Origin of the sequence: Streptomyces wedmorensis (genome assembly GCF_000716445.1) — a bacterium.
GTDB lineage: Bacteria > Actinomycetota > Actinomycetes > Streptomycetales > Streptomycetaceae > Streptomyces > Streptomyces wedmorensis.
Genome location: NZ_JNWK01000017.1, coordinates 16,695 through 29,265 on the forward strand (window position 1 = coordinate 16,695; position 12,571 = coordinate 29,265).

The window sequence follows — 12,571 nt, forward strand, 5'->3', positions numbered from 1 at the left end:
CTGTACGTCCGGGGAGGGATCCCGACCAGCACACCAGCCACCCCCCACCCCCGCACGACGGCAGCCCCCGAACGAGCGAGACCGACCCGCCGCGTACACCGAACGGTGCAGACGGCCCGGCCGACGACACCGAACGGTGCAGGTCCGGATGTCCCCGTCGGGAGGTCGAGGGCGTCCCCCGTCCCTCCGTAGGTTCTGGAGCACCGCAACGAACCGCACACCGAGGAGGAGGACGGCATGGCGATGACGAGAACGGCCCGACCGGCGAGGACAGCCGCGGGAGTACGGGCCCCGCTCGCCCTGATCGGCGTCGGGGCCCTGGCGATGGTCGCGGTGGAGATGCTCAACCCGGAGTACGACCTGGTGAGCGAGACGCTCAGCCGGTACGTGCACGGCACGGCCGGCGGGCTGCTCCCGGCGGCGCTGCTGGCCGTCGGCGCCGCCTCCGCCGTCCTCGCGGCACGGCTCGGCCCCGGGACCGGCCGGGCGGGCCGGGCCGCGCTCGTCGTGTGGACGCTCGGCATCCTGGTCGCGGGCCTCTTCCCGGCCGACCCGCCCGGCCACTGGCACCGCCCCTCGCCCTCCGAACTCGTCCACGGCAACGCCGCGTTCCTCGCCTTCGCCGCCCTCCCGACGGCCGCCGTCCTCCTCCGCCGCCGCATGCCGACGGCCCACAGACCCGGTCTGCGCACCGCCCTGAAGGCCCTCACCCGGGCCTCGATCACGACCACGACGGTGCTCGCCGTCTTCCTGATCGACGTGATGGACGGCGGCCCCTCCCTCGGCCTCGGCTCCGCCCCGACCCTCGTCGGCCTCGCCGAACGACTCGTCATCGCCGCCGACTTGGCGTGGCTCGCGCTCGCGCTGGTGGCGGTGGGCGGGGAGGGCAAGGCGGGTACGGCAGGTACGGCAGACATGGCAGGTACGGCAGGCGCGGTGGGCCCGTCGGACGCCGTGAACCACCCGGCCGCTCGCGCCGAGGCGGGGCAGGACCGTCATGCATGATCGGCGCATGGACCGACCCGCCACCGCCCTCCCCACCGGCCCCCACGCGGGTCGGTTCGTCGACGGCGCCCTCGCGATCGTCACCGCCGTCGGCGTCCTGGCGGGCACCGCCCGGTTCGGCGGCAGGCTCGACGAAGCGGGGGCGCTGCCGCTGGCGCTGTGGCTGGGGCTGCTCCTCCTGGGACGGCGGCGGTGGCCGCTCACCGTGCTGCTCCTCGGCGTGCAGGTCGTCGTCGTGTTCCACACGTCCGGACTGACCGACACCGGGTGGGTGTGGCCGCTCTCCGTCGCGTACGCCACCCTCGCCGCCGACGACCGGCCCGGCCGCCCGGGCCTCCCCTGGGCGGTGGCGGTCGGCCTGGTGGAACTGGCCTTCGCTGCCACGTGGCTGACCACGGCCGGCGGTGCCACCAGGCGCGAAGCCCTCGCCTCGCTCGGCGCCGAAGCGCTGTGGCTGGCCGCGCTCCTCGCCGCCGCGACCGCCTACCGGAACCGCCTCCGCTGGCGCGCCGAACTCGACGAGCGCCTGCTGCGCGCCGCCCGCGAACGCGACCTGGAGGCGGGCCGCCGCATCGCGGAGGCCCGCCTCGACATCGCCCGCGAACTCCACGACGTCGTCGGCCACACCCTCACCGTCGTCGGACTCCACCTCCGGGTCGCCGCCGAAGCCCTCGACGACTCCCCGCACGAGGCCCGCACCGCCCTCGCCACCGCCCAGCAGGTCAGGACCGAGGCCGTACGCGACCTCCGCGCCCTGGTCCACGTCCTGCGCGCCCCGGGCGAGGACCCGGTGGAACACCCCGCAGCGGGCGCCCCCGAGGTGGCCGCCCTCGTCGACCGCATGCGTTCACCGCGTCTCGACATCCGGCTCGCCACCTCCGGCGACCTCACCGCCCTCCCCGCCCCGGTCTCCCTCGCCGTCCACCGCGTCGTCCAGGAAGCCCTCACCAACACCGCCCGCCACGCGGACGCCTCCCGGGCCGACGTCACCATCCGGTACGGCGACGGTCACGTGGAGGTGAGCGTCACCGACGACGGCCGCGCGGTCGCACGGGTCGCACGGGTCACCTCGGTCGCTCCGGTCCCCTCGGATGCACCAGAGACACCAGGGACACCAGAGGCATCAGCCGGGCACGGCATACGCGGCATGGCCGAGCGGGTACGGACCCTCGGCGGCACCTTCTCCGCCGGAACCCGCGACACGCACGAGAAGACGAACCACGAACCGGTCGGCGGATGGCTCGTGCGGGCCCACATCCCTGTGCCAGGCTTCCGGCCATGACGATCAAGGTGCTCCTCGCCGACGACCAGGCACTGGTACGGGCCGGATTCGGCAGCCTCCTGGCCCGCGCCGAGGACATCGAGGTCGTCGGCGAGGCGGGCACCGGCGACGAGGCCGTACGCGCGGCCCGCGCCCTCCGCCCCGACGTCGTGCTCATGGACATCCGCATGCCGGGGACCGACGGCCTCACCGCCACCCGGACCATCACCGAGGATCCCGATCTCGCGGCCTGCCGGGTCATCGTCCTCACGACGTTCGAGACCGACGAGTACGTGTTCTCGGCCCTCCGCGCCGGTGCGAGCGGCTTCCTCACCAAGGAGACCGAACCCGACGACCTCCGCCAGGCCGTCCGTTCCGTGGCCGCCGGCGACGCGCTGCTCTCACCCGGCGCGACCCGCCGCGTGATCGAGCAGTTCGCTCACCGTCCCGCCGCCCCCACCGACACGGCCGACCGCCTCTCCGTCCTCACCGCCCGCGAACTGGAGGCCACCCGCCTCATCGCCACCGGCCTCTCCAACGACCAGATCGCCGCCCGCCTCTTCATCAGCCCCCTCACCGCCAAGACCCACGTCACCCGCGCCATCGCCAAACTCGGCGTCCGCGACCGCGCCCAACTCGTCATCCTCGCCTACGAGACCGGCCTGATCCGCGTCGGCGGCTGACACCCCCGGGCTCCGGCACGACGAAGGCCCCCGCCACGCGGCAGGGGCCGGGACGTCGCCGGAGAGGTCAGATCGCGTACGAGCGGGTATCTGTGGGAGGCCGCGGTGGGGCAGTGCTGGACGGCGAGTCCGGAGGAGCGGGCGAGTCTGACGCCGCGAGGGGCGGTGCGGATCATCAGTACGTCGGCGGCGCCCGGGCGGCGGTCCTCCTGACCGCTGCGCGCGTCCGACGGGCCCGGCGTCAGGCTTCCGGCCGGGCCTCGCCCGCCTGCTGGTCCTTCCGGCCCGCCAGGGCCTCGGCGGCGGCCGTCGCCACGACGTCGGCGACGGTGGAGAGCGCGGGCGAGTCGAGCTTCCACTGCTGCCAGTACAGCGGTACGTCCATGGGGCGCGTGGGTGCCAGTTCGACCAGCCGGCCGGAGCGCAGGAGGGGGGTGGCCTGGGGTTCGGGTACGAGGCCCCAGCCGAGGCCGAAGGCGACGGCGTCGCGGAAGCCGTCGGAGGTGGGGACGAGGTGGCGGATGCGGGAGGCGTCGGAACGGCCGCGGGTGAGGGAGCGTACGAAGGTGTCCTGGAGGCGGTCGCGGCGGTCGAAGACGACGGTGGGGGCGTCGCACAGGTCGTCCGGGAGGGAGCCCGTGAGGTGGGCGGCGGCGAAGTCGGGCGAGGCCACGGCCAGGTAGCGGGCGAAGCCGAGCAGTCGTACGGTGCAGCCGGCCACCGGGTCGGGCGACGAGGTGACGGCGGCCATCACCTGGCCCTCGCGCAGCAGGGCCGTGGTGTGGGACTCGTCCTCCCGGTAGAGCTCGAAGCAGATCGGCGGGTCCTGGGGGACGCGGGTGAGGGCGGGCAGGAACCAGGTGGCCAGGGAGTCCGCGTTGACCGCGACGGGGATCCGGACCGGGCCCTGTTCGGCGGCCAGGCCGAGTTCGGCGCTGGCGTCGCGTTCCAGCCGCGCCAGCTGGCGGGCGAACCGTACGACCACCTCGCCGGACTCGGTGGGACGCACCGGCTTGGTGCGCATCAGCAGCACCCGGCCCGTGCGCTGCTCCAGGGCCTTGACGCGCTGGCTGACGGCGGAGGGGGTCACGTGCAGGGCGGCGGCCGCGGCGTCGAAGGTGCCCTCGTCGACGACCGCGAGCAGGGTCCGGACCTGGTCCAGGGGAAGCTCATCCATAAGTATGGCTAAGGGTACTTAAGAATCTTTAGCTGTACTCATCCGGCGGGGAATCCTACGGTCGAGGTCATGACCAGCAGCCTTCTCGCCGCCGTCCTCGCCGGATTCGGCACGGGACTCTCCCTCATCGTGGCCATCGGCGCCCAGAACGCCTTCGTCCTGCGCCAGGGCGCCCGCGGCCACGCCGTCCTCGCGGTCGTGGCGATCTGCGCGGTGTCGGACGCGGTGCTCATCGCGCTCGGCGTGGCGGGCGTGGGCGCGGTCGTCACGGCGTGGCCGGCCGCCCTGACCGCGGTGGGCCTGGCGGGCGGCGCGTTCCTGCTCGCCTACGGCTTCCTCGCCGCCCGCCGCGTCCTGCGTCCCGACCCGTCCGCCGCCCTGACGGCGGCCGGCCCGGACGCCGCCTCGGCCCGCCGGGTCGTCCTCACCGCCCTGGCGATGACCTGGCTGAACCCCCACGTCTACCTGGACACCGTCCTCCTCCTCGGCTCGCTCGCCTCCGACCGCGGCGACCTCCGCTGGGCCTTCGGCATCGGCGCCGCCCTCGCCAGCCTCACCTGGTTCTTCGCCCTCGGCTTCGGCGCCCGCCTCCTCAGCGGCGTCCTTTCCCGCCCGAAGGCCTGGCGCGTCCTGGACGGCCTCGTCGCGGCGACCATGCTCGCCATGGGCGGCATGCTGCTCGCCGGGGTCTGAGGGGTGTCCTGCCGATCAGGCCGGGGCCGCGACGCCCGGCGCCGCTCCCTGATCCGGCCTGATCGACAAGACACCGCCTAGCCCGCGTGGCCCGTCGGGTGGAAGTTGATGCGTTCTCGTTCGACGGGGAAGCCGGCCCTGGCGAAGTTCGCCGCCATCGGGAAGTTCCCCTGGTCGGTCGCTCCGCTGATGAACTCCGCGCCCTGCTCGACGAGGAAATGGGTGCACTCCGCGAGGAGGTCGTAGGCGTAGCCGCGGCCGCGCTGCTCCGGGACGACCCCGATGAAGCCGACGGTCGGCCCGGAGGGGTTGTGGGCGGGGATGTGGATGCCCGCCAGGTCGCCCTCCGGCGTGCGCGCGACCTGCCACCACTCCCGAGGGGAGGGGCACCAGTGGAAGAAGTCGAGCTCCTCCTGGGCGGCCCGGTCGAGGCCGCCCTCCTCGATCGCCCTCAACGCGTGGGCGTCCAGGGTGACGGAGTGGATGCGGCGCAACGCGTCGAAGAACACGGCGTCGTCGGGTTCGGCGCCGAACCGCAGGCGTCCCGGTCGCTCGGGCAGACCGCCCTCCGGGGTCCAGCGGTACAGGAAGCGCTCCACCAGGGGCTCGTACCCCGCGGCTCGCGCGGCGGCGAAGCGCGCCTCGCCGGCGGCGAGCAGTTCGGGCTCCTCCCGCCAACCGCCGGGCAGGTTGATCTCCAGCTCGACCCGCCAGGGAGCGGAGCGCAGGAGTTCGGCCCCCGCCTCCTCCTCGCCCTCGGCCACGTCGAACCAGTTGATGTTCACGGGCTCCGAGTCGTCGGGCCCGCCCCACCACGCGCCCCGCGCGACGACCTCGCCGTCGCGCAGCGCCACGCGCTTCCACTCGGGGCGGAACCGGGTACGCCGATGACCCTCACGGGCGCCCAGCGGGTCGGGGAGTGCGTCGAAGAGATGAGCGTCGCTCGCGGAAAGCGTGCGAATGACCAGATCGGTCATGGATTCCTCCGGGATACAAGCTGCTTGGAGCGCTCCCGGTCAGAAATGACGAACCGCGCCGGGACAGGAGAAGAGGGAGCGCTGGATGAACGTGAACTGCACGGCACTCGCCTCCTTCCGTCAACTCAGGGCGTGAAGGCACACGTTACGCGATCTTCCGCCGGTCCGCCTCCGAATATCCGCCCGCTCGAAGAAAGCCACACGCGGGCTGCAGGCGGACTGCAAGCGGTCGCCGGGCTGCCGCACCGCACAGGACCTGATCACTCGTACGGGGGGTCTTGTGCCGGTGTGTCGGCCTGGACACGGTTCGCCCGGTACGTTCACGCAAAACGGCCCCCGGCGATGACTCGGAACCATCGGCGGGGGCCTGAACCACTCATGGAATAAGAGTCCACTGTGATCTACCGGCACTTTAGCCCGCCCCCACGCGCCTTCACCCAGTTCTCGCACGACATCATCCGGCACCCCCGGCTGAGCTCCGACGCCGTACGGCTCCTGACCTGGCAGCTTTCCCTCCCCCAAGGCGCACGCGAATCGTTGTCGCGAACCGCCGAACGTGCCCGGATCGGGGCATGCGCGTTCGTACGTGCGAAGCGGCAGTTGAAGGAAGAGGGCTTCGTGCACGAGCGACGCGTTCAGGGCGCCGGCGGCCATTGGGTGACCCAACAACTCGTCTCCAACACCCCGTTGACCCCCGCCGAGGCCGCGAAGGTACTCGGCCGCACGCCGCTGCCACCGACCTCGGCGGAACGCGTATCACCGCAGGTCGTACCGGGTCGCGGGAATCCGGTCGCCGGTGAGCCGACGGCCGGTCAGCCGACGGCCGGTGAGCCGACGACCCCGTCGACCGGCGGTCATCCGAAGAAAGACCCGGGGGAAGACACCTCCTACCTTCCGGGAGGGGCGAGGGGTGGAGGGTCGGCCGGGCCAACGGCCGAGCCGGAGCCCGGGCGTGAGGCGGAGCCCGGGCGTGAGGCGGAGCCCGGGCCTGTACCTTCGCCCGCACCCGACTCCGAGCCCGCACCCGACTCCGAGCCCGCACCCGCACCCGACTCCGAGCCCGCGCCCTTGCCCGACGCCGAGCCCGCTCCCGCTCCCTCGCCCTCGCCCTCGCCCGACAGTCCCTGTCTGGAGGCCGCCCGCGCGCTCGTCGGCGTACTGCATCTCCTCTCCCCCGCCCTCAGGGCCATCCCGCCCGGCATGCGGGACGAGTTGGCGGGGCTGGCGGCGCGGTGGCTGGAGGCCGGGTACACGTCGGGGGAGGTGCACGAGCATGTGCTCCGGGGGATGCCGGGGGCGGGAACGCCCGTACACCGGCCCGGGGGGCTGGTGCGGTACCTGCTGAGGGAGGTGCCGCCGAGGACCCTGGCGCCTGAGCCCGCGCCCTCGGCCGAGCCGGCGACGGCCGCGACGGCGTGGTCGGGCGGATCGGCTGGACCCGGCGGACCCGGCGGATCGGGCGGATCAGCGGGATCGGCCGGAGCGGGTGCATCCGACGGGCGGCGTCTGTCGGCGCGGCTGGAGGGGGCGCGGGAGTGCGAGGGCGGGGCGCATACGCAGCCGATGCTGTTCCGGGGAGCCGAAGGGGAGACGTTGTGCGGGGAGTGCAGGCGGAACGGCCTCCTCCCTGTACCTCCTCGGTAACAGAAGGGCTCCGCAGGCTTTTCGGGAGCGGGCGTGGAGCACACTCTGCTCGCCAGGACCAGTCTCGCCAGGACCAGTAGAGAAACGGCCGCGTACGGCCGAACACGGGGGAAACACCATGAGGACTTCGGTCAGTCCGCCCACGCGCGGGAACTCCAGGGGATGGCGGCCCTACGCCGCCGGGGCCGCCGTCGTCGCGGCGCTGCTGACGTCGACGGCCTGCCAGGGGTCGGACGACGGCTCGGACCAGGGGAAGGGCTCGGGCGGGCCGAGCGCGACGAGCCCGTCGACGCCGGGCGCCACGACGTCGGCGCCCCCGAGCCGGACCGCCTCGCCGAGTGCGGGCACGCCGACCGAGACCGCCCCGCCGAAGGCCGGGGCGACGAAGGACGGCAACGGAAACGGCGGCGGCCGCACCGCCATCCCCACCTGCACGCAGGAACAGCTCGCCGTCTCCTCCGAACTGGAGCCCCCGGACAGCAAGCAGCCGAGGCACCTGCTCCTCACCGTCCAGAACGTCAGCGAGAAGAAGTGCAACCTCTTCCGCTACCCCCGCGTACGGATCGGCGCCGATTCCCAGGCCGACACCCCCGTCATCAAGGACACCGACCCCGACCCGGGCAAGCCCGTCATCCTCGATCCCGGCCACGAGGGCTACGCCGCCCTGCTCGTCGCCGGCGGCGCCCGCGACGAGTACGAGGCCACCAGCATCACCATCTCCCTCCAGGGCGCCAAGATCGACACCTACGCCGGCTCCCCCATCGACGTCCCCCTGCCCGTCGCCAAGCTCTACGCCGACGACGGCCAGCTCGTCACCTACTGGACCACCGCCTCCGGCTTCGCCCTCCGCGCCATCATGTCCAAGTAGCCCTCGCCACCCCCGCCGCCCACCGTCCGTGAACACCTGCGGCCGGCCCGGCGGTTGGGAGAAACTTCCGAGTGGGGCGTCCACACCGGCCGCCCCCTGACGAAGGGGACCCATGGGCAACGGAATCTCGCTGGCCGAAGCACTCCGAGAGCTGCGACAGGAGCTGTACGCGGCCCAGGCCGACGGGGCCCACCAACAATTCCAGTTCGAAGTCCAGCAAGCGGAACTCACCCTCGAAGTCGAGTTCCGCCGCGACGGCAACGGCAAGGTCAAGGTCGACGTCGGCGCCTTCGGCGCCAAGGTCGGCGGCGAAGGCGGCGGCAGCCTCGGCAGCACCCACCGCCAGACCCTCACCCTCACGCTTGAGGTGCACGACGAAGCGACGGGCGGCGCGCGCGCCAGGATCCGTCGCCAAGACGGCGGCCTCGGACCGAACCCTGCCGGCGGGGCCGGCGGGGCAAGCGGCGCGGCGGGCGGCAGGGCGGAGGACGAGCCCGAGGACGGCTCGAACGAGGGCACGGAGGGCGGCACGGGCCAGCGGCCGGAGGGCAACTCGCAGGACGGCACGGGCCGGGGGCCGGAGAGCAACTCGCAGGACGGCACGGGCCGGGGCACGAACAGCGGCTCGGACGGCTCCGACTCCGATACCTCCCGCGAGGAGGCCCGGCGGCGGCCCTGGGAGGACTGAGGTGGACCCGCAGCGCCTGGTCTGGGTCCGCACCGGCGAACCGGACGGTTCCGGCTCCGGCTACCTCGTGGGCCCGCAGCTGGTCCTGACCGCCCTGCACGTCGTACGGGACGACGGCCGGTGGGCCGGGCGTGTCGCGGTACGGGTGGGACACCCCCACTTCGGGGAGCTCGTCGAAAGGCGGGCGGAAGTCTGCTGGCCGGACCCCCAGGCCGGCGTCCCGCCCGAAGACGCGCTGGACATCGCACTCCTCTGGCTCGACGAGCCCGTCGCGGCCGGCGAGGGACCCGTCCGATGGGGGCGGCCCGGCGGGACGGCCCGCATCCCGTTCAAGGGAGCGGGCCTTCCCGCGTTCGCGGCGGACGAGGGGAGCGACGCGCAGTTCGAGGACCTGCACGGTGAACTGTCCGTCGTCTCCACGTCCTTGCCGGGATGGGTGCTCGACTGTCCGGTCTGGCCCGCACCCGCATACTCGGTCGGGTCCGACGAGGACGGCCGCCACGACGAGCGGCCCTGGGCCGGCGCCTCCGGCTCGGCGATCTTCTGCCACGGACGGATCGTCGGCGTCGCGGTCGAGGACAACCGCACCATGGACTGGCGCCGCCTCCACGCCGCCCCCGTCCACGAAGCCCTCAGCCTCCCCGGCTTCGCCCGCCTCGTCGCCCGCCACGGGCACCCCGGCACCACGGCCGTACTGGAGGACGTGACCGCCGAGAGCGGCGGCAGGGTGCCCCTGGGCGGCGACGGAGTGGCCTGGCCCGTGGAGGTGGGTCCCGTACCCGCCCTCGCCTCGGCCTTCCAGCCCCGCAGCACCCTGCGCGACCGCATCGAGTCGGCACGGTCGGGCGGCAGCTCTGTCGTCCTGACCCAAGTCCTGTCCGGCGGCGGCGGGTTCGGCAAGACCCAACTCGCCGCCGCCTGCGCCACCGACGCCCTCGCCCAAGGCGTCGACCTCGTGGTGTGGGCCTCCGCCACCGAGACGCAACAGGTCATCACCCAGTACGCCCAGGCCGCCGCCTACCTCCGGCTCCCCGGCGCCACCGGCCAAGACCCCGAGGCCGACGCCCGAGCCCTCCTCCGATGGCTCGCGACCACATCACGGCGTTGGCTGGTCGTCCTCGACGACATCGCCCACCCCACCGAGCTGAGCAGCTGGTGGCCCGCGAGCCGGACCGGCACGGGGTGGGTCCTTGCCACCACCCGCCTCAACGACGCCCGTCTCACCGGCGGCCGCCGGACCCGCATCGACATCGACGTCTACTCCCCCGACGAAGCCGACGCCTACCTCCGCGAGCGGCTGGACGGCGACGGAATGGGCCACCTCCTCGACGCCCGCGCCGCCGACCTCGCCAAGGCGTTGGGACACCTCCCGCTGGCCCTGGGCCTGGCCGCCGCACACATGATCAACGAGGACCTGACCTGCACGGCGTACATACGGCGCTTCACCGACCGCCGCACCCGGCTGGACGAAGCCCTGCCCGAGTCCGCCGACACCGAGGGCTACGGTCGGCAGATCACAGTGGCGCTCCTGCTCTCACTCGACGCCGCCCGAGCCGCCGACGACTCCGGCCTCGCCGTCCACGTCCTCCGCCTGGTCGCTCTCCTGGACCCAGCCGGCCATCCCCACAGCCTGTGGACGACCCCGCCTCTCCTCGACCACCTCAGCGCCTCGGGCACGAGTCCCGTCACCGCGGACCAGGCCCATTCGGTACTGCGTCTCCTGCACCGGTACGCCCTGATCACATGCGACACCCGCGCCGACCCCCGCGGGGTCCGCGTACACGCCCTGACCGCTCGCGCCGTCCGTGAGAACACAGCGGAATCCGACCTCACCGGCCATGTCGACGCAGTCGCGGAGGCGCTTCTCCATGTCTGGCCCGAGGTCGATCAATCCCACCGGGAACTGGCAGCGGTACTGCGCGCCAATACCGACGCCCTCGCAGATCAGGCTCAGGACCGACTCTGGCACGGCGGCATCCATCCAGTCCTCTACCGCGCGGGCAACAGCCTCCTCGACGCAGGCCTGGGGGACACCGCTGCTGCCTACTGGCTACGCCAGGCCGACAGCGCTGAGCGAATCCTGGGCGGGGACGACCCTCACACCCTCAACGCGCGCGCCAGCCTCGCCGCCTCCTACTGGCTGGCGGGCCGCACGAGCGAAGCCATCGCCATCGAAGAGCAAGTACTGGCCGACCGCGAGCGCGTGCTGGGCCACGACCACCCCGACACCCTCCACGCCCGCGCGAGCCTCGCCGCTTCCTACTATCAAGACGGACGCACCGACGAAGCCATCGCCATCGAGGAACAGGTACGCACCGACACCGAACGCGTGCTGGGCCACGACCACCCCAGCACCCTCAACGCGCTCGCCAACCTCGGCGCCTCCTATTGGCAAGCCGGACGCACGAGCGAAGCCATCGCCATCGAAGAGCAAGTACTGGCCGACCGCGAGCGCGTGCTGGGCCACGACCACCCCGACACCCTCTACACCCGCGCCAACCTCGGCGTCTCCTACCTACAAGCCGGACGCACCAGCGAAGCCATCGCCATCGAAGAGCAGGTGGTCACGGACAGCGAACGCGTGCTGGGGCACGACCACCCCGACACCCTCACCACACGCTCCAGTCTCGGCGCCTCCTACCTACAAGCCGGACGCACCAGCGAAGCCATCGCCATCGATGAGCAAGTACTGGCCGACCGCGAGCGCGTGCTGGGGCACGACCACCCCGACACCCTCACCGCACGCCACAACCTCGCCGCCTCCTACCTGCAAGCCGGACGCACCGATGAGGCTCTTGACCTCTTGCGGCGCGTGCTGGCCGACCGGGAGCGAACCCTCGGCCACGATCACCTTCGCACCCACCTGGCCCGCTCCAATCTCGCCGCCCTCCAGGAATGGCTCCGGGACGCCGGCAGCTCCGCGCCCGGCTGAGTCCACGGGCAGCGCCGTCACGCAACCCGGAGGTGTCCGGCGTCCGCGAGTGCAGTGGACAGGCGAGGCGAGATCGCGAAGCGGTCAGCAGTCAGCAGTCAGCAGTCACGAATCGTCCCTCCGCCGAGAACGCGCAAGGCGGCGCGAGCCGCCCCTGCGTTGTCCGTCCGAGCCAGTGCCTCCAGAGCCTGCCGGTCGGCATGCGAGCACGCCTCACGCAGTTCAGGGGTGAGATCGAAGCCGATCTCCTTGAAGACCCAATCCGCGATCGTGACGGCGTCCGCAACGATCGCAGGGTCAGCGGCGATCTCCGGACCGAGCAGGGACAGTCCGCCGTCGTTGGCTCCGTGGACCAGCGACAGCGCGACCAGCGCCCGGCGGGCCGCACTGTCCTGCGGGTTGCGGACCAGTCGCTCATTGACGTACCGGTAGAGGTCGATGACCGTGGCCCGCTCATTGGACCAGCAGCGCCGGAACGAGTCCTCGCGCGGCAGCGCCTGAAGATCCGCGACAACGGCCTCCAGGGCACGTGCCGTTCGCGCAGCGAACTCCTGATGACCGGTATCGACCCCGTACTGCCGCAGCTGATCGGCAAGCTCCTCGAACACGCTGTCCAGCGTGTTCGAGCAACGGCATTCGTCGC

At 72.9% G+C, this 12,571-nt stretch carries 10 protein-coding genes; 7 read left to right on the top strand and 3 right to left on the bottom strand.

The genetic code is table 11. The features are described 5' to 3' along the window. Nucleotides 1–237 precede the first annotated feature (237 nt). From OO54_RS15660 to OO54_RS15670, 3 genes are read left to right on the top strand one after another with little or no spacing between them, the layout of a single operon-like run. Nucleotides 238–1,005, top strand: a complete 768-nt coding sequence (locus tag OO54_RS15660) for a DUF998 domain-containing protein (RefSeq protein WP_033203612.1) — start codon at nucleotides 238–240, stop codon at nucleotides 1,003–1,005. A gap of 7 nt (nucleotides 1,006–1,012) precedes the next feature. Next, nucleotides 1,013–2,287, top strand: a complete 1,275-nt coding sequence (locus tag OO54_RS15665; RefSeq protein ID WP_051786975.1) for a sensor histidine kinase — start codon at nucleotides 1,013–1,015, stop codon at nucleotides 2,285–2,287. Continuing rightward, entirely contained in the window at nucleotides 2,284–2,949 is a 666-nt protein-coding gene (locus OO54_RS15670) for a response regulator transcription factor (protein WP_033203615.1), read from the top strand. The genes OO54_RS15665 and OO54_RS15670 overlap by 4 nt, the downstream gene beginning before the upstream one ends. Nucleotides 2,950–3,190: 241 nt before the next feature. On the opposite strand, the gene OO54_RS15675 is transcribed toward OO54_RS15670, so the two are convergent. Next, nucleotides 3,191–4,126, bottom strand: coding sequence for a LysR family transcriptional regulator ArgP (locus OO54_RS15675; protein ID WP_033203617.1), 936 nt, complete (start codon nucleotides 4,124–4,126; stop codon nucleotides 3,191–3,193). Between the two features lie 69 nt (nucleotides 4,127–4,195). Here OO54_RS15675 and OO54_RS15680 point away from each other — a divergent pair, with 69 nt between their 5' ends. After that, nucleotides 4,196–4,819: a LysE/ArgO family amino acid transporter gene (locus OO54_RS15680; RefSeq protein ID WP_033203619.1), complete on the top strand. Its 624-nt coding sequence runs from the start codon at nucleotides 4,196–4,198 to the stop codon at nucleotides 4,817–4,819. A gap of 77 nt (nucleotides 4,820–4,896) precedes the next feature. Here the strand turns inward: OO54_RS15680 and OO54_RS15685 are convergent, their stop codons facing one another. Then, entirely contained in the window at nucleotides 4,897–5,796 is a 900-nt protein-coding gene (locus OO54_RS15685; RefSeq protein ID WP_033203621.1) for a GNAT family N-acetyltransferase, read from the bottom strand. A gap of 1,762 nt (nucleotides 5,797–7,558) precedes the next feature. On the opposite strand from OO54_RS15685, the gene OO54_RS45055 reads away from it, so the two are divergent. The 3 genes from OO54_RS45055 to fxsT all read left to right on the top strand — a co-directional run bounded on the left by OO54_RS45055 (nucleotide 7,559) and on the right by fxsT (nucleotide 11,928). Then, nucleotides 7,559–8,308: a DUF4232 domain-containing protein gene (locus OO54_RS45055; RefSeq protein WP_051786976.1), complete on the top strand. Its 750-nt coding sequence runs from the start codon at nucleotides 7,559–7,561 to the stop codon at nucleotides 8,306–8,308. Nucleotides 8,309–8,420: 112 nt separating this feature from the next. Next, entirely contained in the window at nucleotides 8,421–8,996 is a 576-nt protein-coding gene (locus OO54_RS47400; RefSeq protein WP_234439456.1) for a trypco2 family protein, read from the top strand. A 1-nt stretch (nucleotide 8,997) separates the two neighbouring features. Beyond that, nucleotides 8,998–11,928, top strand: coding sequence for an FxSxx-COOH system tetratricopeptide repeat protein (fxsT, locus tag OO54_RS15700; RefSeq protein WP_078905211.1), 2,931 nt, complete (start codon nucleotides 8,998–9,000; stop codon nucleotides 11,926–11,928). 98 nt (nucleotides 11,929–12,026) lie between these two features. On the opposite strand, the gene OO54_RS45060 is transcribed toward fxsT, so the two are convergent. Beyond that, a complete protein-coding gene (locus OO54_RS45060) occupies nucleotides 12,027–12,536 on the bottom strand; it encodes a hypothetical protein (RefSeq protein ID WP_033203622.1) in 510 nt (169 codons plus the stop codon). Nucleotides 12,537–12,571 lie beyond the last annotated feature (35 nt).